This is a genomic window from Nocardia jinanensis, assembly GCF_014645735.1.
Lineage (GTDB): Bacteria > Actinomycetota > Actinomycetes > Mycobacteriales > Mycobacteriaceae > Nocardia > Nocardia jinanensis.
The window spans coordinates 321,815-345,310 of record NZ_BMMH01000001.1; the positions used below are offsets into that span (position 1 = coordinate 321,815).

The 23,496-nt window shown below is 69.0% G+C and carries 11 protein-coding genes; 4 read left to right on the forward strand and 7 right to left on the reverse strand.

The genetic code is table 11. The features are described 5' to 3' along the window. Window positions 1–324: 324 nt before the first annotated feature. On the forward strand, window positions 325–660 hold the full coding sequence (locus IEY68_RS01495) for an RNA polymerase-binding protein RbpA (RefSeq protein WP_058855637.1): 336 nt from the start codon (window positions 325–327) through the stop codon (window positions 658–660). A gap of 80 nt (window positions 661–740) precedes the next feature. Here IEY68_RS01495 and IEY68_RS01500 read toward each other — a convergent pair whose 3' ends face one another. From IEY68_RS01500 to IEY68_RS01520, 5 genes are all read right to left on the reverse strand, one after another. Beyond that, on the reverse strand, window positions 741–1,592 hold the full coding sequence (locus tag IEY68_RS01500; protein ID WP_082681493.1) for an ABC transporter permease: 852 nt from the start codon (window positions 1,590–1,592) through the stop codon (window positions 741–743). Window positions 1,593–1,642: 50 nt separating this feature from the next. Next, window positions 1,643–2,632, reverse strand: coding sequence for an ATP-binding cassette domain-containing protein (locus IEY68_RS01505; RefSeq protein WP_058855636.1), 990 nt, complete (start codon window positions 2,630–2,632; stop codon window positions 1,643–1,645). Continuing rightward, the gene (locus IEY68_RS01510) at window positions 2,629–16,173 is read right to left on the reverse strand and encodes a non-ribosomal peptide synthetase (protein ID WP_082681457.1); all 13,545 of its coding nucleotides are present in this window, start codon (window positions 16,171–16,173) and stop codon (window positions 2,629–2,631) included. Before IEY68_RS01510 ends, IEY68_RS01505 begins: the two co-directional genes overlap by 4 nt. A 375-nt stretch (window positions 16,174–16,548) precedes the next feature. Beyond that, window positions 16,549–18,153 carry an apolipoprotein N-acyltransferase gene (gene lnt / locus IEY68_RS01515; RefSeq protein ID WP_229718556.1) on the reverse strand — a complete coding sequence of 535 codons (1,605 nt, stop codon included), beginning with the start codon at window positions 18,151–18,153 and terminating at the stop codon, window positions 16,549–16,551. Between the two features lie 29 nt (window positions 18,154–18,182). Beyond that, window positions 18,183–19,781, reverse strand: coding sequence for an amidohydrolase (locus IEY68_RS01520; RefSeq protein WP_058855635.1), 1,599 nt, complete (start codon window positions 19,779–19,781; stop codon window positions 18,183–18,185). A 123-nt stretch (window positions 19,782–19,904) separates the two neighbouring features. Between IEY68_RS01520 and IEY68_RS01525 the strand changes: the two genes are divergently transcribed. Further along, complete coding sequence (locus IEY68_RS01525; RefSeq protein WP_058855634.1) at window positions 19,905–20,321, forward strand: PPOX class F420-dependent oxidoreductase; 417 nt, start codon at window positions 19,905–19,907, stop codon at window positions 20,319–20,321. Between the two features lie 7 nt (window positions 20,322–20,328). On the opposite strand, the gene IEY68_RS01530 is transcribed toward IEY68_RS01525, so the two are convergent. After that, a complete protein-coding gene (locus tag IEY68_RS01530) occupies window positions 20,329–21,045 on the reverse strand; it encodes a DUF8817 family protein (RefSeq protein WP_058855801.1) in 717 nt (238 codons plus the stop codon). A gap of 105 nt (window positions 21,046–21,150) precedes the next feature. Between IEY68_RS01530 and IEY68_RS01535 the strand changes: the two genes are divergently transcribed. Continuing rightward, complete coding sequence (locus IEY68_RS01535; RefSeq protein WP_058855633.1) at window positions 21,151–21,705, forward strand: PadR family transcriptional regulator; 555 nt, start codon at window positions 21,151–21,153, stop codon at window positions 21,703–21,705. Between the two features lies 1 nt (window position 21,706). On the opposite strand, the gene IEY68_RS01540 is transcribed toward IEY68_RS01535, so the two are convergent. Continuing rightward, complete coding sequence (locus IEY68_RS01540; RefSeq protein ID WP_058855632.1) at window positions 21,707–22,333, reverse strand: TetR/AcrR family transcriptional regulator; 627 nt, start codon at window positions 22,331–22,333, stop codon at window positions 21,707–21,709. Between the two features lie 240 nt (window positions 22,334–22,573). On the opposite strand from IEY68_RS01540, the gene IEY68_RS01545 reads away from it, so the two are divergent. Next, entirely contained in the window at window positions 22,574–23,488 is a 915-nt protein-coding gene (locus IEY68_RS01545; RefSeq protein ID WP_229718557.1) for a zinc-binding dehydrogenase, read from the forward strand. The last annotated feature ends 8 nt before the right edge of the window (window positions 23,489–23,496 follow it).

A 23,496-nucleotide genomic window follows, 5' to 3' on the forward strand; every position in this document is an offset into this window, starting at 1 on the left:
AACGGAACGACCCTCACGAACGTTGACATGAACAGGGCGCACGGCCTGGACCGGCACGAATTCTCGATTCGTGGCACAGCGAACGGCCCGCGCAGTGACCCGAACGGTCGGCGGACGACAACGGCCGGCGAAACGCGACCCACGAGGAAGCGGTAGCAGAACAACAGGGGTCAACCCACCGGTTCGCGCCCCGGTACCGGTTCCGGTGCCCCCGCGGCGGATACACCACAGGTGTTTCCGCTCCGGAACACCGGATCCCAGCGGCCGGGAACTGCGAGCCCGCGCGCGGCAACGCGCCGACAAACACAGAGAGGACCTGTACAGATGGCAGATCGCGTACTCCGGGGCAGCCGGCTCGGAGCGGTGAGCTACGAAACCGACCGCGACCATGATCTGGCACCCCGCCGGATCGCCCGGTACCGGACCGACAATGGTGAAGAGTTCGACGTCCCGTTCGCCGATGACGCCGAGATCCCGCCGACCTGGTTGTGCCGCAACGGCCAGGAAGGCGTGCTGCTCGAAGGCACCACGCAGGAGGCGAAGAAGGTGAAGCCGCCGCGTACGCACTGGGACATGCTGCTGGAGCGGCGGAGCAAAGAAGAGCTCGAGGAATTGCTCAAGGAGCGGCTGGAATTGCTCAAGACCCGCCGCCGGGGCTGAGTGTCCGGGTAGCCGACCCACACAGAACGAGGCCGTGCCCGCCGGATTTCCGGCGGGCACGGCCTTTGTCGCGGTCCGGCTCAGTGACTGGCCACCCGGCGGTACTGCAACAACGCCAACGGTATGGCGATCAGCAGAATGACCCCCGAACAGAGAACCGCGTATTCGACGCAGTGCTCGGCCGGCCAGCCGGTCGCGGGGCGGAACATCGGCGGCGCGCTGTTGTCGAACAGTTTCCGGCCGGTCGCCGCGACCGCGGTGATCGGATTCCATTCGGCGATGGTGGCGAGCGGGCCGGGCAGAGTCTGGGCCGAGATGAACGCCGAAGAGATGAACGACAGCGGGAACAACCAGATCAGCCCGGCACTCTGGGCGACCTCGACGTTCGGGGCGAGAAGTCCGGTGAGCGCGCCGACCCACGACATGGCGAACGCGAACAGCAGGATCACCCCGTAGGCGAGTACCGCATCGGCCACACTTCCGTTGATGCTCCAGCCGACCACGTACCCGCACACCGTCATCACCACCAGGCTGACCATGCTCACCACCAGATCCGAGAGCGTGCGCCCCATCAGCACAGCCAGCCGGGACATGGGCAGCGAACGCATCCGGTCGATGATGCCTTTTTCCAGGTCGCCGGCCAGCCCCACGGTGGTGAACGCGGCACTGAAGGCGACCGTCTGGGCCATGATCCCGGCGATGAGGAACTCCCGATACATGCCGCCGCCGAGTGAGGCACCGAACACGTAGGCGAACAGGAAGACGAACATCAGCGGCTGCACCGTGGCGGTGACCAGCAGCGTCGGCACCCGCATGATGGTGAGCAGATTGCGGTGCGCCACGATCGCACTGTCCCGGAAGAACCGGAACCGGGGTTCGGTGGACTTCGGAATCCGGTGGGAGCCGGTCGCGTGTGCCAGTTCCGCCTCCATCTCATCGGTCGGGCTGGTGGTTTCGGATTCGACCGCGACTTCTGCGGTGCTCACGACATGATCTCCTCGGGTACGTCACTGGTGCGCGGCTCGGTGTCCGGCAGCGCCGGCGAGCCGGTGATGGACAGGAAGACGTCGTCGAGGCTGGGCCGGTGCACCCGGGCGTCGACGACGTTCACATCTGCGTCATCGAGCCGGCGCAGCGCTTGAACCATGGTGCGGGAGCCATCGGCGACCACCACCGACACCTCGTCCACACTCGCCTCGTGCGCGGGTTCACCGATGCCGATCTCGGCAAGGACTCGCAGCGCCGGCGCCGGATCCTGTCCGGAGCTCAGGGTGACGGTCAGCCGGTCCCCACCGATCGAGGATTTGAGTTCGTCCGCGGTACCGCGGGCGATGACCCGGCCCTTGTCCAGCACCGTGATCTGATCGGCGAGCCGATCGGCTTCCTCGAGATACTGGGTCGTCAGCAGGACCGTGGTGCCGTCGCGGACGAGTTCGCCGATAACCCGCCACATATCGTTGCGGGCGCGGGGATCCAGTCCGGTGGTCGGTTCGTCGAGAACCACCACGGGCGGGCGAGCGACCAGGGCGCCGGCCAGATCGAGACGGCGGGTCATCCCGCCGGAGTAGGTTCCGGCCCGGCGGTCCGCGGCCTCCTCGAGCCCGAATTCGCCCAGTAGTTCCCGAGCCCGGGCGACGGCGCGTTCACGCGACATCCCGTAGAGCCGCGAGACCATACGCAGGTTCTCGTAGCCGGTGAGATTGGCGTCCACCGCCGCGTACTGACCGGACAGTCCCATGAGTTTGCGCGCTGCGGCCGGGTCGTGCAGGACGTCGACATCCGCGACGCGGACGGATCCGGCATTGGGCCGCAGCAGGGTGGTGACGATCCGGACGGCAGTGGTCTTACCCGCGCCGTTGGGGCCGAGTAGCCCCATCACCGTGCCTTCGGGGATTTCGAGATCGAAGTCGTCCAGAACGCAGACCCGGCCGTAGTTCTTCACCAGACCGGCGATCTGCACCGCGGGCTTCACTGAGCGCTCTCCTTCGTGTCGACAACGGGCTGTGCTCGTGCGTCCGTCACGGTCGTCCGACCACCGAGATGCATCCGGAGCACGGGGCCGATCACTGCCAGCGACTCCGGAGTCGTCATCTCCGCGTGGGTGCAGGCGATATCGTGCGGGTGCACCGCGCCGGTGACGAAGGCCAGCCAGGCTCCGGGTTCGCGGTCCGTGGCCGCGAGGTTCACCGGATCGGTCGCGGCAGCGAAGAACAGCAGGTCACCGTCGAACACTCCCGGGCTGAACCCGTTCGCCTGGACGGTGCCGTCGGCGTAGCCGGCGTACAGCCGTTCCAGATGATCCAGGGTGAGCGCCGCGAACGGTCCGGGACGCGACCGCAGCAGTTCGGCCGCCTCGGCCAGCGTCGGTTCGGCCCCGTCGGGGACGAGATCGCCACCGAATTCGCCCAGGATCTCGGCGACGCTGGGTACGGCATCGGTGGCCAGTTCGTCGGAGAGCCGGTAACTGTCCAGCATGCTGAGCAGCGCGACCTTCTCCCCCTCCGCCTGCAACCGCACGGCGATCTCGTGTGCGATCAGACCGCCCAGCGACCAGCCGAGCAGCTGATAGGGCCCGTGCGGCTGCACGGTCCGGATATGGGCGATGTAGTGCTCGGCGGCCTCGCCGATCGAACCGAATCCGGGATTCCCGCTCGCCTGCGGCGCTTGCAGACCGTAGACCGGCTGGTCGGCGGGAAGTTCTGCGAGCAGCCCGGCATAGCACCAGGCCAGACCGATCGCCGGATGCACGCAGAACAGCGGCGGCCGGCCGGTACCGGTATCCGGGCGCAGCGGCAGCAGCGGGGCGAGCGCCAGTTCCATCGCGTCGGCGGCGGTACCGTCGCCCAGCCGTGCGGCCAGCGCCGCCGGGGTGGATTCGCCGAACAGCAACTGCATCGGCAGTTCGTATCCGGCCTCGCGGGCCCGGGCGACGACCTTGGTGGCCAGCAGCGAATTACCACCCAGTTCGAAGAATCCGTCCCCGGCGCCTACTCGTTGTACCCCGAGCACTTCGGCAAAGATCTCGCACAGCGCGGCTTCCACCGCGTTGGCGGGTGCTCGATAGCCTTCAGCGGCGGTGAACACCGGCTCGGGCAGGGCGGCCCGGTCGAGTTTGCCGACCGGGGTCAGCGGCAATCTGTCGATCATCATGATCGACTGCGGAACCATGTAATTGGGCACCAGTTCGGACACATGCGCGGCCAGTTCGGCCGCGGTGGTGTCCGGTCCGGCCTTCACATACGACACCAGCGCGGTGGCTCCCGCGGCCGTGTCGTGCCCGGCGGTATAGGAGAACTCCACCGCCGGATGCCGGCTCAGTGCCGCGTCGATCTCACCCAGTTCGATCCGGAAACCGCGGATCTTCACCTGGTGGTCGGTTCGCCCGACGTACTCGATACCGCCGGGGCCGCCGTTCTCGGCGGTGCGGATACGCACCAGGTCGCCGGTGCGGTACATCCGCTCACCCGGTTTCCCGTACGGATTGGCGACGAACCGCTGCGCGGTGAGACCCGGCCGGTCGTGGTATCCGCGAGCAAGCGCCCCGCCCGCGAGGTACAACTCGCCGGTTACTCCCAGCGGGGACGGGCGTAGCCGGGCGTCGAGCACCATGGCCGCCACACCGCGGATCGGTTCGCCGATCGGGATCGGCCCGCCCGGCACCAGCGGCGGCGACATCACGGTGACGATAGTGGTCTCGGTGGGGCCGTAGACGTTGTGCAGATTCCGGCCGGGCGCCCACCGTGCGACGACTTCGGCCGGCAGCGCCTCGCCACCGACCAGCACATGCTGGAAATCGGTGATGCCCACCGGGTCCACGGTGGCGAGCGCGGCCGTGGTGATGAAGGCGTGCGTGATCCGTTCCGCGATGAGCACCCGGGCCAGTTCCGCCCCGCCGACCACGCCCGGCGGGGTGAGCACCAGGGTGGCCGAACCGCCGAGCGCGAACAGCAGATCCAGCATGGCGGCGTCGAAACTGGGGGTCGCGAAATGCAGGATGCGGCTGCCCGGCCGGACATCGAACCGATGTGCGGTCTCCGCCGCGAAGTTGGACAGCCCGCGATGGGTGACGACCACGCCCTTCGGCGTCCCGGTGGAACCGGAGGTGTAGATGACGTAGGCCGGATTGTCCATCCGCAGTGGAGCGATCCGATCCGCGTCGGTGATCGGCGCGCTGGAGGCCCGCAACACCTGTTCGCGTACTTCGGAATCGTCGAGCGCCAGCCAGCGGACCTCACCCGGCAGCTGATCGCGGTATTCGGCCAGGGTGAGCCCCAGGGCGGCGCCGGAATCGGAGAGCATATGCGTGATCCGCGCGGCGGGGTAGCCGGGGTCCACCGGGACGAAAGCGGCGCCGGTCTTGGTGACCGCCAGTACCGTGGCCACTGATTCGACTGTCCGCGGAATACCCAGTGACACGAGCGTTTCCGGTCCCACGCCGTAGCCCACCAGCACCCGGGCCAGTCGATTGCTCCAGCGGTCGAGCGCGTCGTAGGTGATCTCCACCCCGGCACCGGCCAGCGCCACCGCCTGCCGGTCGGTGTGCACCGCCGCGGCGAAGACCTCGGCCAGGGTGCAGGGCTGATCGGGGTCGGCGCGGCGCAGCGGCGCCAGCGCCGACCACTCCTCGGGTTCCAGCAGTTCCAGGTCACCGACGACCACGGACGGATCGGCGGCGATGGCGGCGAGCAACCGGACCAGGCGCCGGTTGAGCCGGGCCGCGGTCGGTTCGTCGAACAGATCCCCGCTGTAGTTCACGGATACGCTGATCCCGTCCGGCGACCGATCGGCGGTGCGGGATTCGGTCAGGGTGAACTGGAGATCGAATTTCGCGATACCGGCGTCGATATCCATCGCCTCGATGCTCAGCCCCGGGAGTTCCAGCGCCCGCACCGGTTCGTCGCGCACCGACAGCATCACCTGGAACAGCGGGTGGTGCGCCTGGGAACGCACCGGGTTGAGCACCTCGACCAGCCGCTCGAACGGCAGATCCGCGTGACCGAACGCGTCGAGATCGGTATCACGCACGGTATCGAGCAGATCGGTGAAGCGGTCGTCGTGCGCCACCGGGGTCCGCAGGACCAGCGTGTTGACGAACATACCTATCATGCGGTCGAGTTCGGGCCGGCCACGCCCGGCGACCGGGGTCCCGACGGCGATATCGCCGACGCCGGTCATCCGGTGCAGCAGTACCGCCAGCGCGGCGTGCAGCACCATGAACAGGCTCACATTGTGGCGCGCGGCGAGAGCGCGCAATTCCCGGTGTACCTCGGCGTCGACCCGCTGTTCCACCGTGCCACCGCGGTAGGACGGAACCGGCGGGCGCGGACGATCGGCGGGAACCGCGAGCAGTTCGGGCAGCCCTTCCAACCGGGTACGCCAGTAGTCGAGCTGGCGGCGGATCGGCGCGGTGGGATCGGCCTCGTCGCCGAGCAGATCCTGCTGCCACAGCGTGTAGTCGACGTACTGGAGCTGCTCGGTATCGGGCCGCGGATCCGCGCCGAGCCGGATCGCCCGGTAGGCCGCCGCCACATCGGCGGCGAGCGGTTCCAGCGACCAGCCGTCCATCGCGATGTGGTGCACCACGAGAACCAGGATGTGCTCATCCGGCGCCACAACGAAAAGCGCTGCCCGCAAAGGTATTTCAGAGGACAGATCGAATCCGGGGGTGATGAACCGCTCGATCGCGGCGCCATGGCCCGCGTCACCGGCCGGCGGTGTCCGCAGGGCGACAGCGGCTTCGGCGGCGTCGAGCACCACCTGGGCGGGCTCCCCGCCGATCTCCGGGAACACCGTGCGCAGGGTTTCGTGCTGTTCCTGCAACAGGTGCAGCGCGCGGCGCAACGCGGCGTGATCGAGCGGACCGCGCAGCCGCAGCACCACCGGGATGTTGTAGGCACCACCGTCCGCGCCACCGAAACGGTTGAGGAACCACAATCGCTGCTGGGCAGCCGACAGCGGGATCCGCTCGGGCCGTTCCCGGCGCACCAGCGCGGCCCCGGTACCGGCTGTCTCACCATCGAGGCGCGCCGCGAGTTCGGCGACCGTCGGTGCGGCGAACACCACGCGCACCGGCAGCCGTACGCCGGTGGCGGCGTCGATCCGGCCCACCAGCTGGGTGGCCAGCAGCGAGTTGCCGCCGATATCGAAGAAACTCTCGTCCGCGTCGGCGATCACGGCGCCCACCAGTTCGCCCATGATCGCGGCGACCCGGCGTTCGGTATCCGAACCGAGCGCGCGGCCGGGTGCGGTCGCGAGCAGGGCCCGGGGCTCGGGCAGCGCGGCGATATCCAGTTTGCCGACCGGGGTCAGCGGGATCTCGTCGAGCAACGTGAACGCGGCCGGGACCATATGCCGGGGCAGGCGCCGGTTCAGATGATCGCGCAGTTCTTCGGGTTCGGGCCGGTGCTCGGGGTCGGCCGGATGCACATAGGCGACCAGCCGGTCCGAATCGCCGAGCCGGCGCACCTCGACATGGGCGAAATGCACCGCCGGATGGGCAGCGAGCGCGTCGGCGATCTCGCCGAGCTCGATCCGGAACCCGCGCATCTTCACCTGGTTGTCGCTGCGGCCCAGATAGCGCAGGCCACCTTCACGCGACCAGCGCACGATGTCACCGGTGCGGTAGAGCCGGGCACCGGCCGGTCCGTAGGGGTCGGCGACGAACCGGGCCGCGGTGAGCCCGAACCGCTCGTGATACCCGCGAGCCAGCCCGGGGCCGGCCAGATAGAGCTCACCGGGCACCCCCGTGGGCACCGGACGCAGGCGTTCGTCGAGCACCAGGGCGCGGGTCCCGCGAATCAGTCCGCCCAGTTCGGCGGGGCGGTCCAGGGCGACCGGTGTCACCGAGACGACGACGGTGGTTTCGGTGGGCCCGTAGGCGTTGAACATGCGCCGGCCGGGCGCCCAGCGCGCCACCAGTTCCGGGCCGAGATGCTCACCGCCGACCATCAGAGCCCGCAGCGCGGGCAACGGCCAGCGCTCGTGGTCGATGGTGGCGAGCGCGGCCGGGGTGATGAAGGTGTGCGTGACCTCGGCGCGGGTCATGAGCTCGGCCAGTTCGTCACCGCCGTAGACCTCCGGCGGCGCGATCACCATGGCGGCGCCGGCGCCGATCGCGAGCAGCAGGTCCAGGACCGCCGCGTCGAAACTCGGCGAGGAGAAGTGCAGGGTACGCGCGGCCGGGTTCACCGCCATGCGGTCCCGGAACTCGTCGGCGAGATCGGCGAGCGAGCCGTGGGTCGCGGTGACGCCTTTGGGCTTTCCGGTGGAACCGGAGGTATAGATGAGATAGGCCGCGTCGGTGACCCGGACCGGGCGCATGCGGTCGCGGTCTGTCACCGGATCCGCGGGCTCACCGCCGATCTCGCTACGGCCGGCCGGGGAATCCAGTAGCAGCCAGTCGATCTCCGCGCCGCCCGCCGTGCGCAACCGTTCGGCGTGACCGGTCCGGGTGATGCCGGCCGAGCAGCCGGAGTCGGCGAGCATATGCGTGACCCGCTCGGCCGGATAGTTGGGGTCCACCGGTACGAACGCGGCCCCGGATTTGGCGATGGCGAGCATCGCCGTCACCGAGTCCGCGGACCGGGTGAGACCCAGTGCGACCTTGTCGCCGGTACCTAGCCCGCGCCGGATCAACGCGCGCGCCAGTCGATTGGCGCGACGGTCGAGTTCGGCGTAGGTGAGCACCGTATCGTCCTCGTACAGCGCCGGGCGGGGGCCGTGCGCGAGCGCGGTGGCCCCGAACAGCGCGCCCAGGGTGCGCGGGATCCCGGGGACGGGGCCGCGCGCCGGGCACAACATGTTGTGTTCGGTATCGGTGCGGGTGTCGATATCGCCCACCGGGACAGTGGGCCGCGCGGCGATCGCGGCGAGCACCCGGATGAAACGATCCGCCAGGATCTCTACGGTCGCCGCGTCGAACAGTTCATCGGCGTAGACGAATTCGAGTTCGCCGGCGGCGATATCCCCGGCGCGCAGTTCCAGATCGAATTTGGCGCGCGCGATATCGAGCGCGGCCGCGTCCACCGACAACCCGGGTAGTTCCAGCGTGGGCACGGGGGTGTCCTGCACGGTGAGCGCGACCTGGAACAGCGGGTGGCGGCCGGTGGCGCGGGGGTCGTGTCCGAGTGCGGCCACCACCTGCTCGAACGGGATATCGGAGTGCGCGAGGGCGGCCAATTCGGTATCCCGGTCCGCGCGTAGCAGATCGGTGAACGGGCGAGCGGGGTCGACCTCCGAGCGCAGCACGAGGGTATTGACGAACATCCCGACCAACTCGTCGAGCTTGCGATCGGCCCGGCCGGCGACGGGTGTACCGATGGCGATATCGCGACCGCCGGTGACCGAGCGCAACAGCACCGCCAGCGCCGAACGCAGCAGCATGAACGAGCTCACGCCCTGGGCACGGACCACCTCCGCGAGTGCGCTGCGCACCGGCTCGGGAATACCCCGGCGTACCGAGGCGGCGGTGTGCTCGGGTTCGGCGGGCCGGGGCCGGTCGTAGGGCAGCGGTAGTTCGTCGGGCAGGCCCGCGAGCTGCTCTCGCCAGTAGCCGAGCTGACGCGCGGCGAGGCTGTCCGAATCGCTTTCGTCTCCGAGATGTTCGCGCTGCCAGAGGCCGAAATCGGCGTACTGCACCGCCGGCGGCGACCATTGCGGTTCTTCCCCGGTACGCCGGGCTTGATAGGCCACGGCCAGATCACGGGTCAGCGGGGCCAGCGACCAGCCGTCGGCGGCGATGTGGTGAACCACCACACCGAGCCGATACCGGTCCGTGCCGGTACGCAGCAGTGTCGCCCGCAACGGTGTACCCGCGCTGAGGTCGAACCCGGTGGTGGCCGATTCCCGCAGCGCGGCTTCGGCCCCGGCCGGATCGGTCTCCCGCAGTTCCAGCGCGGGCAGCGCCCACGCGGCCGGGAGGATCCGCTGGTGGGCGCCCGCACCGTCGTCGGGGAAGACAGTGCGCAGCACCTCGTGCCGTTCGACGATATCGCCGAGCGCGGCCCGTAGCGCCGGGATATCCAGGCTGCCCTCGATATCGAGGACGAAGGCGATGTTGTACGCACTGGACTCGGGTGCGAACCGGTTCAGGAACCACAGCCGCTGCTGCGGCAGCGACAACGGCAATCGCTGCGGTCGCGGATCGTAGGCGGCCAGCGGAACCCGGGCGGTGGCCGGAGTGCGCAGGAGTTGTTCGGTCAGCGCCGCGACGGTCGGGGACTCGAACACGGTGCGCACCGGCAGGTCCACCCCGAACCGCTCGTAGAGCGCGCCCACCAGCCGGGTCGCCAGCAGCGAGTTGCCGCCCATATCGAAGAACCCGTCCTCGGCACCGGTGACCTCGCACCCCAGCACTTCGGCGAAGACCTCGGCGACTCGGCGTTCGGCCTCGGTGGCGGGTGCGCGGGAGGTGGTCGCCGCGGGCAGGAAGACCGGTTCGGGCAACGCCTTGCGATCGAGCTTGCCCGACGGCGCCTTCGGGAACTCCGGCAGCACGGTGACAGCGTCGGGGACCATATACCCGGGCAGTTGCCCGCGCGCGGTCGCCCGTACCTCGACGGGGTCCAGACCGGCGTCGGCGACGATATAGGCCGCCAGCCGCTGCCGGGCGTGCGCGTCGGTGTGCACGACGGTCAGCGCGGACCGTACCCCGGGATGGCCGCGCAGCACATGGTCGATCTCCGACAGTTCGATGCGGAAGCCGCGGAGTTTCACCTGATCGTCGGCGCGGCCCAGGAACCGGAGCCGCCCGGAGCGGTCGGCCACCACCAGATCGCCTGTGCGGTACATCCGTTCGCCGCGCCGGCCGTACGGATTGGGGACGAAACGGGTCGCGGTCAGGCCGTGCCGGCCCAGATAGCCGCGGGCCACACCTGGTCCCGAGACGTACAGTTCGCCCGGGGTGCCGGGCGGTACCGGTCGCAACCGGGAATCCAGCAGGAACAACCGCATACCGCGTACCGGATGTCCCAGCGGAACCGGGCGGCCGGGGCGCATGGGTCCGGACATGGTGGCGGCCACCGTGGCCTCGGACGGGCCGTACATATTGTGCATGCGGTACCGGTCGGCCCAGGTCGCCACCAGTTCGGGACTGCACGCCTCGCCACCCACCATGACGGTGCGCAGATGCTCCGGCCCCGCCGGGTCGACCGTGGCCAGGGCGGCGGGTGTGACGAAGGCGTGGGTGACGGCTTCGGTGCGCAGCAGGTCGGTGAGTTCGCCGCCGCCGTAGATATCCGGCGGCGCGATCACCACGGTCGCACCACAGGCGAACCCGAGCAGCAATTCGAGCACCGAGGCGTCGAAGCTCGGCGAAGAGAAGTGCAGGGTCCGTGAATCCGGGGTGACGCCGAACAGGTAGCACTGTTCGGCGGCGAACGAGGCCAGCCCGGCATGGGTGACGACCACGGCTTTCGGAGTGCCGGTGGAACCGGAGGTGTAGATCAGGTAGGCCGGATGCGTGGTGCGCAGCGGGGTGATCCGATCGCGGTCTGTGACCGGCGCCGAAGATACTGCAGCACAATCATTTTCGAACTCCGGCGAGCCGAGGATCAGCCACGATTCGACGGCGCCCGGTACCTCGGCCAGGGCGGGGACCTGGTCGAGACCGGTGACCCCGAGCCGGGCACGGGAATCGGTGAGCATATGCGCGATCCGCTCCGGCGGATAGCCGGGGTCGACCGGCACGTACGCGGCGCCTGTTTTGGCGACCGCCCAGATCGCGGTGAGCGCGTCCAGGCCACGCGGTAGCGCCAGCGCGACCACTGTCTCGGGTCCGGCGCCCTGCTCGATCAGTAGTCGCGCCACCTGATTGGCGCGTTCGTCCAGCTCCCGATAGGTAGTGTCCCTGCCCAGGTAGCGAACGGCGACCCCGTCGGGATCGCGTACCGCGGACCGGCCGAGCAGCTCGGCCAGTACGACCGGCGGTTCGGCGGGACCACCGGCCAGCGGGACCAGATTGCCGCGCTCCCGACGCTCCAGCACCTCGATATCACCGACGGGGCGCCGGGGATCACCCACCGCCGCGTCCAGGACGGCGACGAACCTGCGCGCGATCGCGGCGACCGTCCGCTCGTCGAACACATCTGTCGCGTAACCGATCTCGGCATGCAGTTCGCCACCGGTGTTGTCGTCGTGCACCTCGAGCTGAAGATCGAACTTCGCGACGGCGCCGTCGAGCGGAAGGATCTCGGTACGCACCCCCGGTAGCTCCAGTTCGAGTTCGCCGGCGTTGTCGTAGGACAGCATCACCTGGAAAAGCGGATGACGTGCCCCGGAGCGTTCCGGGTTCACCACCTCGACCAGCCGCTCGAACGGTACGTCGGCATTGGCGAAGGCGTTCAGATCGGTCTCCCGGACGATATCGAGCATCCGGTCGAAATCGGCACCGGGATCGACCTCGGTGCGCAGGACCAGGGTGTTGACGAACATCCCGACCAATTCGTCCAGGGCCGGATCGGTACGGCCCGCGATGGGGGTGCCGATCACGATATCGGTGCTACCGCAGATCCGGGCCAGCAGTGTGGCCAACGCGGCGTGTACCACCATGAACATGCTGGCCCCGCGCGCGGCGGCCAGTTCGGCTGCCGCACGGCGGGTTCCGGCCGGAATGGTGAACGCGACCCGGCCGCCCCCGGTGGAGCGGCGCACCTGACGCGGCCGGTCCAGCGGGAGGTCGAGCTGATCGGGTAGGCCGGCGAGTTCGGCCCGCCAGTGGATGACCTGCCGGCTGAGGGCGCTCGCGGGGTCCGATTCGTCCCCGAGTAGTTCCCGCTGCCACAGCGCGAAATCCGCGTACTGCACCGGCAACGGGGTCCACTGCGGCGCCCGGCCGGCCGCCCGCGCCTCGATCGCGGAGGTCAGGTCCCGAGCCAGCGGCGCGACCGACCAGCCGTCACCGCAGATGTGGTGGAGCACCATGACGAGGACATGGCAATCGTTGTCGGTAGCGTACAGCGCCACCCGCACCGGGATATCGCTGCGCAGATCGAACGGGCGCGAGACGAATTCCGTGACCAGACCGGTGATCTCGGTGCTGTCGGCGGCGATCACTTCGAGCGCCCGACCGATCTCGGCGACCGGATGGATCCGCTGGTACGGGCCTTCGCCGGAATCGGGGAAGGTGGTGCGCAGGCTCTCGTGTCGTTCCAGTACATCCAGCAGCCCGGCCTCCAGCGCCTCGGTATCGAGGATGCCGTCCAGCTGGATCGCCAGCGGCATGTTGTAGGCGGCGGCGTGCTCGGCGAAACGGTTCAGGATCCACAGCCGCTGCTGGGCGGGGGACAGCGGGATCCGGTCGGGCCGGGCCACCGGAACCAGCTGCGGTGAGGCGAGGTCCGGTTCGTGTACCGAGAACCGGTCGGTCAGCTCGGCGATGGTGCCGGCCTCGAACAGATCGCGGATGGTCAGTGCGGTACCGAGCGCGGTGTTGATCCGCGCGACCGCCCGGGCTGCCACCAGCGAATTCCCGCCCAGTTCGAAGAACCCGTCGTCGATACCGACTTCCGGGACGCCCAGGAGTCCGGCGAATATGGTGGCCAGCGCTTCTTCTACCTCATTACGCGGTGCCGTACGGGCGCGCTGTTCGGAGGGGACGGGGGCCGGAAGCGCCGCCCGATCGATCTTGCCGTTGCTGTTGAGCGGCATTTCGTCGAGCACGGTCACCGTGGCGGGCACCATGTACCCGGGCAGCGAGCGGGCCAGACCCGCCCGGACCACCTCGGGGTCGAGGTCGGCCGCACCGCGGGCCACCACATAGGCGGCCAGCTGATCGCCGGCGGGGGCACGGTATGCGACGCAGAGGGCGCGGGCTATCCGGGTATCGGCCAGCAGCGCGGATTCGATCTCGCCGAGTTCGATCCGCAGACCGCGGATCTTGACCTGGAAATCGGTGCGTCCCAGGTATTCCAGAACTCCGCGACGGCTGCCCTCGGCGCCGAGCTGCCATCGGGCCAGGTCTCCGGTGCGATACATCCGCGCGCCGGGGGTGAACGGATCGGCGACGAACCGTTCGGCGGTCAGCGACGCCTGCCCGAGGTAGCCGCGGGCCAGTTGGATACCGGACAGGTACAGCTCACCCACTGCTCCGGGCGCGACCGGGCGCAATGCCGCGTCCAGGACATAGGTGCGGGTGTTCCACACCGGCGAACCGATGGGGACCACATCGGGTTCGGGCGGGCAGTGCCAGTAGGTGACATCTACCGCGGCCTCGGTGGGTCCGTACAGGTTGTACAGCTGCGGACCCCGCAGCGCGGCGTGGAAATCGCGCACGGTCGCCGGGGGCAGCGCCTCACCGCTACAGAACACCCGGCGCAGCGAGACACAATCGCCTACTTCGGTATCGGTGACGAACACCGAGAGCATCGACGGAACGAAATGTGCTGTGGTAACGCGCTTCTCGCGGATCACGCGGGCAAGGTAGGCCGGATCGCGGTGGCCGTCCGGGCGCGCCAGCACCAGCCGGGCGCCGGTCTGCAGCGGCCAGAAGAACTCCCATACCGAGACATCGAAGGTCGCCGGGGTCTTCTGCAATACGGCATCGGTGTGGTCGAGCGGGTATTCGTGCTGCATCCACCGGAGCCGGTTCACGATCGCCTCGTGGGTGATACCGACCCCCTTGGGGGTGCCGGTGGAACCGGAGGTGAACAGCAGATAGGCGAGATGGTCACCGCGCAACGGCGAGATACGGTCGGCATCGGTGACGGGTGCGGAATCGAACCCGGCGAGTGCGACGGTATCGACCGCGATCAGATCGGCGTTGCCGGGCAGTTCGAGACCGTCCCGCGCGGCGACCAGCAGTGCCACCGGACGTGCCCGGGCCACGATCCCCTCCAGCCGTGCGACCGGATGCTCGGGGTCCAGCGGGAGATAGGAGGCCCCGGTCTTGATCACGGCGTACATCGCGACCACCAGTTCGAGGCTGCGCCGCAGGCACAGCCCGACCACCTGTTCCGGTCCGGCGCCCGCCGCGATCAGTAGCCGGGCCAACCGGTTCGCACGGTCGTCGAGTTCGCGATAGGTCAGCGCCGCACCCTCGAACTCCAGCGCCACGGCATCCGGGCACTGTTCCACCTGCGCGGCGAAGATACTTGCCAGCGTGCCGGATTCGGCCGGTTCGGCCGTATCGTTCCAGGTGTGCAGTACCTGCCGCTGTTCGGTTTCGGTGAGAACGGGCAGTTCCCGGACAACGGTGTCCACCTCGGTGGTGAGGAAGCGATCCACGAAGTTCAGGAACCGGCGGTGATGGGCCTCGACCTCGGTCTCGCTGTAGAGCAGCGGGTTGGCCTCGAAGTCGAGGTGGGCCCGGCCGCCGTCGCCGGTGTACAGGTTGACCGAGAGATCCTCGACCGGCCCGGTGGCGAGCACGTGCGCCGATACCTCGAGTTCGGCGAACCGCAGCGGCCGGCTGAACAGCATGATGTTGATCATCGGGCCGAAGAACCCGCGGGTGTCGCGGTCGTAACCGCAATCGCGGCGGATATCGTCGTGCCGGTAGCGCTGATGGCGTAGGGCCCCGGTGATCTGGCGTTCCACCGCCCGCACCACATCCTCGACGGTGGTATCGGGCTCGAACCGGATCCGCAGCGGCACCACATTCGACACCACTCCGGCGGACCGGCGCAGCGAGACCGTGGTGCGCGCCGATACCGGCAGGCTCAATACCACGTCGTTCTCCCCGGTCATGGACCGGACGTAGCAAGCCATGGCCGCGGCGAACAGGATCGGGTTGGAGGCGTTGCGCTGCGCGGCGGCCGCCGTGACGGCCGCTTCAGTGGTTTCGCTGAGGACCGCGGTGGCCAACCGTCGGCCCGCGTCCACCGTGGCCGGCGGATTGGTGACCGTGGACAGGCTCACGACCTGTCCCGCGCCGTCGAGGATCTCGCTCCAGTAGGCGCGATCGTTGTCGAACCGCTGCGAGTTCCGGTACTCGTTCTCCCCCGCGTACAGCTCGGCCAGCGGTGTGGCACGCGAAACCGCCGGTTCCCGGGATTCGTAATAGGCGGTGTAGATCTCCGAGGTCCGGACCAGCCCGTTCATCGCCGCATAGCCGTCGACGACGATGTGATGGGCCCGCGCATACCAGATGTAGTCGCGGTCGCCGGTGCGCAGCACGGCGTTGAAGACGAGCGGATCGTGCTCGAAATCGATGGGAGTGCGCGCGTCTTCCTTCATCCATTCCAGCGCGGCCTTGTGCGGGTCCGCCTCGGACCGCAGATCCAGTCGTGCCCAGCCGGGCCGCATGGTCGGGTCGATCACCTGATGGGGTACCCCGTCGATCTGCACGATGCGCTGCAACCCGACCTCGGTCTCCATCCCGAAACGCTCGATCGCGTACAGCAGCAGACCCGGATCCAGCTCACCATGGAACTCCACGTATTCGACGATGACGAGGGGGATATCCGGCTGGATTCGCTGGGCATACCACATCGCCGTCTGTGCGGGTGTGAGCGGAAACGGTTCGGCCGAAAGTTCGGCCGGCGAACTGCTATCGACCCCAGTGGCCGACGATCTCATCAATCACTCCGTTCTACAGCTCGACACTCCCCGAACAGCCCACAACGGCCCGTACCGGCCGTGGGGGTGTGATTCACGACTGGTTATTCGGAGCATCACGTTGAATGGATTGCAGTCGAAACCGAATGGTTATCTGGAGCCGGAACAGCTATCGGACCACAGTGTCCGAATTCCGGTGCCCTGGTGACGCCGAGACGCGGAAGATCGCTTCACTTCTGACCCGGCAGGCCGGGCGACTGCCTAGATACTACGCACAAAGGGCCAGCATGTTTACCCTTCGATACCAAAAATAAACACGGGGCAAATCGTGAGAACCGCCGGCAGCCCGCGCGTCATCGCGGACCCGCCGGTCGCGACGAGAAACCGGTTCCGCGGTCAGTCCCGCGCGGGCGCCGTGGCGGTCTCGGCCCGCCGGCGGACTCGCCGCCCGACGATCGAGATCACCACACCGGCCACCGTCACGAACACGGCGACCAGTTCCGGCCAAGGCCCCAGCACCGTTGCCGGGGTGTGCGAACCGCGTAGCGGCACCTCGGCGACCAGTGCCTCGGGCACGAACAGCGCGCTCTCCTGCCGCACCGATCCGTCCGCGGCGATGATCGCGCTGACCCCCGAGGTGGCGGCCACGACCAGCGAGCGCCCGTGTTCGACCGCCCGCACCCTGGACATCGCAAGTTGCTGGTAAGTCATTTCACTTTCGCCGAAAGTCGCATTGTTCGTCGGGACCGCGAGCAATTGCGCGTCCGAGTGCAGCGAATCCCGGAAAGCCCGGTCGAAAGCGACCTCATAACAGGTTGCCACCCCGATTTCCGTACCTGCGGCCCGAATTGTTCCGTCGCCGTGACCCGGCACGAAGTACCCTGCCCTGTCCGCATAGTCCGAAAAGAGACGGAAGAATCCACGCATCGGCAGGTATTCGCCGAAAGGCTGTACTATTTTTTTGTCGTGGCGGTCTCCCGGACCGCTTTCCGCGGTCCAGACCATTACCGAATTGGTAGTGGTTCCGTCCCCGTTGACCAGCACCGCTCCCACCAGAATCGGTGCCGAGATGCGGCGTGCCGTCGCCGAAATGAGCGCCGCCGCGTCGGGATTGCGCAATGGGTCGATATCGGAGGAATTCTCGGGCCATACGACCACATCCGGGGCCGGAAACAGACCGGAAGTCACGTCGTCGGCCAGTTGTTCGGTCCGGCGGACATGATTGTCGAGGACGGCTCGACGCTGGGCGTTGAAATCCAGACCCAGCCGCGGCACGCTGCCCTGGATCGCGGCCACGGTGATGGTCCGGTCCCCCTCCATCGGACCGGGCAGTGTCGCGCCGAGTCCGAGCCCGGCCGCGGCGAGCAGCACACAGGTCGACGCCGCGGCCGCGGTGGCCACCCGCCCGCCGCGCGGGGAACCCGATTCCCGGAGCAACCCGAGCACCACCGCCGCCCCGCAGGTGCCGCTGAGCGCGACGGCGAAACTCACCAGAGGCGCGCCGCCGTAGGCGGCCAGCGGCAGAAACCAACCGTCGGCCTGACCGAACGCCAATCGCCCCCAGGGAAACCCACCGAAGGGGAAGCTGGACCGGCCCCATTCCGCGGCCGTCCAGGCCAGGGCCAGCCACAGCGGCCATCCCGGCAACCGGCCGAGTATCCGGCCGAGCACCCCGAACAGGCCCAGATACACCGCGCACGCGGTGGACAGGGCCAGCCACGGCAGCGGACCCACGTAGATCCCGGTCCACGGCAGGAGCGGCAGGAAGAAGCCGAGTCCGGCGAGGAAGCCGTAACCGAAACCGGAACGCAAACCGGTCCCGCTGCGCACGATCAGGGTGAGCAGCGCGATTCCGGCGGGTGCGAGGAACCACCACGGCCGCGGCGGGAAACTGCCGAACAGCAGTACACCGGCGAATACCGCGGCCACCGACCGCACCACCACCGGGTAGCGAGTGAGCCCGCCGGTCCACCGGATCGCCGCACTGTCACCCTGGTTCACTACTGGTTCCTGTTCCGCTCGAGCCGAGATCACGCTTCGTAGATGGTGACGCCCCGGTGCACGGTGCGCAGGCACCGCGGCAGCTCGGCGTCCGGTGTCAGCGACGGCAGGCCGGGTACCCGCGACCGGGGGTCGGTGGACCAGCGCTGTACCGAATCCGTGGGCGCGGCGACCACCAACGCACCGGCGTCCCATACCGCGTACGACGCGGGTGCGCCGGGAACCAGGGTCCCCGCGACCCCGTCCCGCACCCCGCCCGCTCGCCAGGCGCCGCGGGTGGCGGCCGCGAAGGCGGCCCGCGGGGAGAGGCCGTGCCCGGGGGTGCGGTGGTGCACCGCCGCGCGGACCGCCGACCACGGATCGAGGGCCGTCACCGGCGCGTCCGAGCCGATGGCCAGCGAAACCCCGGCCGCGGCCATGGCGGCGAACGGGTTCGAGGCCGCCGCGCGGGTGGCGCCGAGACGTTCGGCATACATTCCGTCGGGCCCGCCCCAGGCCAGGTCGAACGCGGGCTGCACACTCGCGATCACCCCCCAGGAGGCAAGGGCCTCGATATGCGCCGCGTCGAGCAGTTCCGCGTGCTCCACCCGGTGGCCGCGGGCGGCGACGGCCGGGCCACCCAGGTCGGCGACAACCTGCCCGAACCCGGCCACGACCGCTTCGAGCGCGCCGTCACCGATGGCGTGGAAGCCCGCCTGGACGCCCGCTTCGGTACAGGCCCGCACATGGGCGGCGATATCCGCGGTATCGAGATAGGAGACGCCCGTCCCGGGGTCGTCGGCGTAGGGGTCCCTCAACCAGGCGGTATGCGAGCCGATCGACCCGTCGACGAACAGATCACCGGCGAGCCCGTGCGCGCCGAGTCCGGACAGCAGTGCGCGCGCTTCGTCCGCGGTGCGCACCGCCTGCCCCCAGTAGGCCCGCACCTGCACGCCGTGCTCGAAGGCGAGCAGCTCGCGCAGATCGGTCTCTCCTTCTATATCGGGGCCCGCGCATTCGTGCACCACCGCCACTCCGTGCGCGGCCGCGGCGTCCAGCGCGGTCCGCCGCGCGGCATCCCGCTGATCCCGGGTGAGCCGGGCCCGGGCGGCGGACCGCACCATGTGGTGCGCCGCCGCCCGGACCGGCTCACCCGGGGCGAAGCCGAACGCGGAACGCAATCCCGGTACTTCGTCCAGCAGCGCCGAGGAGGCCACCGCCGAATGCGCGTCCACCCGCGCCAGATAGACCACCTGCCCGGGCCGGGCGGCGGCATCCACTTCGGCGACCGTCGGCGGTCGGCCCTCCGGCCAGCGGCTCTCGTCCCAGCCGTCGGCCAGGATCGCGTCGCCGGGATGACGGGTGGCGTATCCGGCGATCAGTTCCAGGCAGTGGGTGAGAGATCGCGCCGGGGACAGATCGAGGCCCGAGCGCTGCAAACCGAGCGCGGTGGTGTGCAGATGGGGTTCCACGAAAGCGGGGGTCACGAAAGCGCCGTCGAGTTCGACGACCTCGGCGTCCGGATGCAGTGCGCGGCCCACATGGTCGGCGCCGAGCCATACGACGACGCCGTCGGTCACCGCCAGGGCGGTGGCATCGGGCGCACTCGAACTGTAGATCCGGCCTCCGACCAGCAGCTGCGTACTCACGGGTGTCCAGTCTGCCGCACCGCCCCGTCGGCCGCGCGGCCCGGTCCCGCCGTCATAGGACCGGGGGTGGGCCGCCACGACGCCGGATCACTCGCCGGGCGACGGCGAATTACGCTGCCTTCCATGAACAACACGCTCGGTGCGGTCGGCGCGGCCGACTATGTCCTGCTCACCACCTTCCGCAAGGACGGCACCCCGGTGCCGACACCGCTGTGGGCGGTGGCCGAGGACGACAAACTCTATGTCTGGACCGTTACCGACAGCTGGAAGGTGAAGCGGCTGCGGCGCAATCCGGAGGTGACGCTGCAGCCGTGTGATTACAAGGGCACTCCGCGCGGTGCGGTCGTCCACGGCACCGGACGCGTCCTCGACGCCGACGGCGGTGCGCGGGTGCGCCGCCTGATCCGCCGCAAATACCGGCTCACCGGCCCGCTGGTGGTGTTCGGCAGCACGCTGCGCCGCGGAAAGTCGGGCACCGTCGGCATCGAGATCACCCCGCGCGCCGAGCCGACCGCCGAGCGGACCCTCGACCCGTCCTGACAGGTCGTCAGGCTCGAGGCCGCAGCCACTCTTCGAGGTCGTCCGCCGCGCCGAGTTCACCGGCCAGTTCCGCCCGCTCGGCCTCGGTCAACTCGAGCGCCGCCAGGTCGGCCCGGCGCTCGGCGGCCTTGTCCGGATTGTCGCGCGCGACCGCCAGTTCGAGCAGTGCCGCAAAGGCTCGGGCCCGGTCCACCGGACCGGCCTCGGCGCCGTGCCGGCGCAGCCCGGATTCGAGCGCCCGTTCGGCGGCCTTGTCGTCGTTCTTGAAATCACGCAGGATCCGGGCGTTGTCGAGGACCCGGGCCAGACCCGACAATTCCACCGAACCACCGTATTCGAGGTCCTCCGGCTCGTCCCTCTGTATATAGGTGACCCAGTTGCCGTCCGGGTCGATCACGCTGAACCGGGACTGCCCGGGCCGGAACCGGGTGATCCGGCCGAACCCCTTGGCCGGAATTCGGCCGAACTGTTCGCGTAGCGCGGTGGTGAACGCGCGATGGCGCCCGGCGACGTCATCCACGAAGACCAGACAGCCCGTATTGTCGCGCTGTTCGCGACCGGCGGGCGGATCGGCGAAGTGCAGGTCGCAGCCGTTGGCCGTGAGCGCTCCGTAAACATAGGGCCGGGTCTGTTCGTAAGTGACCGTGTACCCGAGCGCCCGGTAGAAGCCGAGTGTGCGCACCAGATCATGGGTGGGCAGCACCGGTACCGCGGTATCTCCCATCGAGAATCCCTCCAATAGTCAAGTTTGACTATTGGAGGGTAGGTCGCGCCGGGGCGGGAAGTCAAATTTGAGTACCGTACTGTTCCGATATCGGAAGGAGTGACGATGGCGGCGGTACGGTTGCTGGTTCTCGGGGTGGCACGTCGGCAGCAGCCGACCCACGGTTACGCGGTACGCCGCGAACTGCTGTCCTGGCGCGCCGATACCTGGACCAATGTGCAGCCCGGTTCGATCTACCACGCCGTCAAGCAGCTCACCCAGGAGGGAAAGCTCCGCACCCTGGGCACCGAGGAGGGCGGCCGCGGGCCGGGCCGGACCCTGTTCGAACTGACCGACACCGGCGAGGCAGAGTTCCTGGAACGGATGGACGAAGCTCTGACCAGCGTGGATATGGAGGAACTCGGCGCCGGAATCGCGTTCATGGACGCCCTGCCGCGCGCCCACGTGATCGCGAAGCTACGCGAACAGCGCGATAACAGTCGCGCGATCCGCGACGACCTGATGACCATGGTCGGCGACTATCCGGGCCGCCACGAACCGCCGCACGCCACCGATCTGCTCGAACTATGGAGTGGTGTCTTCGACAACCTCACCGGCTGGACCGCCGGGGTGCTCGCCCGATTGGAGAGCGGCGAGTACCGCATGGCCGACGATTCCTAGCTCAGCCGACGGACTGTACTGCGGCCGCGAGCGCTACCGCCGGCGGTAGCGCGGAATGGGCCGGGCCGGCTTCGAAGGCTTGGATCACGAGCCCCGCGAGGCGCCGGGAAGCCGCTACCCGGGCCTGTTCCGGGATATCACGGAAGCCTTTGTTCGCCATGAGTACGAGTACCAGATCGTCGATGACGAAATCCGGGCGCAGGCGCCCCGCCCGCTGGGCTCGACGAGCCAGCCCGGCCGCCGCGCTCAGCGTATGCGCCCGCGATGCGGCGACACTCGCGGCCGGCAGGGTCGACATGAACGCCTCGGTGAAGCCTCGATCGCGGGTGTGCAGTTCGCAGATCTTCTCGATCACCAAACAGAAACCCCGCCACGGATCGGGATCCGCACAGCCCTCGTCGACGATGGCACGGCACGCACGCAACTGATCGGCGAAAGCCCCGGCCACCAACTCCTGCTTGGTCGCGAAGTGCCGGTACAGCGTGGCCGGCCCGACCTCGGCCCGGCGGGCGATCTCGCGCATCGGCACATTCAGGCCGTCGGCGCGGAACAGCGCGCGGGCCGCGTCGAGAAGTCGCTCCCGGTTGTCCCGGGCATCGGAGCGCATCCGAGACAAATCGTCGATCATGCTCCCACTTTAGCTAAACGGACGGGGGCGTCCGTTACCGTCGACCAGGGATCACCAGCCGGTGGACGCGCAGCACAGCGGCGTGGACCCGCTCAGCTCGGCGTGGACCCGCCGCCCGCCCGGAGCGACCGGGCGCCGACTCCCCGCGGAGGCGGCGATCAGCACCAATCGGCACGAGGGAAGAGGTCGACGTTGCACGCCATAGCGATCCGGTCGTACGGAGAACCCGAAGGTTTGTCGGTGGTGAATATTCCGGCACCGCGACCGGCCGCGGGTCAAGTCCTGATCACCACGGAGGCGGTGGGCGTCGGCGGCGTGGACGCCGTCATCCGCCGCGGCACCCTGGCCTCGTACGGTTTCCCGGAGGGTTTTGTGCCCGGTAGCGAAGTGGCAGGTATCGTCACCGCGGTCGGCGACGATACCGATGCGTCGTGGATCGGTCGCCGGGTGTGGGGTTTCACCGGGACCGGTGGCGGTTACGCGGAACAGGCCCTCGCCCCGGTCGAGGAGATCCTCCCCCTTCCCGACGGCCTCTCCGCGGTCGACGCGGTGACACTCGGCAGCTCCGGAGTCGTCGCCCATTTCGCCCTCGCACGTGCCCATTTCAGGGCGGGCGAGAAAGTACTGGTCCGCGGCGCCGCTGGAAGTATCGGGATCGCCGCCGTGCAGCTCGCGGCCCGGCTGGAGGCCGCGGCGGTGGCGGTCACCACGTCGTCGCCGGAACGGGGGCGGCGGCTACGGGAGCTGGGCGCCACCCATGTGGCGGACCGTTCCGGCGACGCGGGAGCGCAGGCCCCGGCGGACTACGACGTGATCATCGATATCGTCGCCGGGCCCGATATGCCCTTGTTCTTCGACCGGCTCGCCCCGAACGGCCGGATGGTCGCGGTCGGTATCGTCGCGGGCCCGCCCCCGGCGGACTTCGGCACAAAGCTGATGGACGCGTTCCGGAAGTCGCTCTCCTTCGCCACCTTCAGCGCCGACACCGTCCGCCCCGACCACCGGCAGGCTGTGCGAGTTGAACAGTTCGCCGCCGCGAGCCGCCGCGAACTCGCGACCGTGGTGCACGAAGTACTGCGGCTGGACGAAGCTGTCACGGCGCACCGGAAAATGGATGCCGGAGAGGTCTTCGGCAGGATCGTCCTGAAGCCGTAGCCCTGGGA

Excerpts from the sequence above, each read along its gene's own strand:
- IEY68_RS01495 (WP_058855637.1), top strand. The coding sequence starts at position 325 with ATGGCAGATCGCGTACTCCGGGGCAGCCGGCTCGGAGCGGTGAGCTAC.
- IEY68_RS01500 (WP_082681493.1), bottom strand. The coding sequence starts at position 1,592 with ATGGAGGCGGAACTGGCACACGCGACCGGCTCCCACCGGATTCCGAAG.
- IEY68_RS01510 (WP_082681457.1), bottom strand. The coding sequence starts at position 16,173 with ATGAGATCGTCGGCCACTGGGGTCGATAGCAGTTCGCCGGCCGAACTT.
- IEY68_RS01525 (WP_058855634.1), top strand. The coding sequence starts at position 19,905 with ATGAACAACACGCTCGGTGCGGTCGGCGCGGCCGACTATGTCCTGCTC.
- IEY68_RS01530 (WP_058855801.1), bottom strand. The coding sequence starts at position 21,045 with ATGGGAGATACCGCGGTACCGGTGCTGCCCACCCATGATCTGGTGCGC.
- IEY68_RS01535 (WP_058855633.1), top strand. The coding sequence starts at position 21,151 with ATGGCGGCGGTACGGTTGCTGGTTCTCGGGGTGGCACGTCGGCAGCAG.
- IEY68_RS01540 (WP_058855632.1), bottom strand. The coding sequence starts at position 22,333 with ATGATCGACGATTTGTCTCGGATGCGCTCCGATGCCCGGGACAACCGG.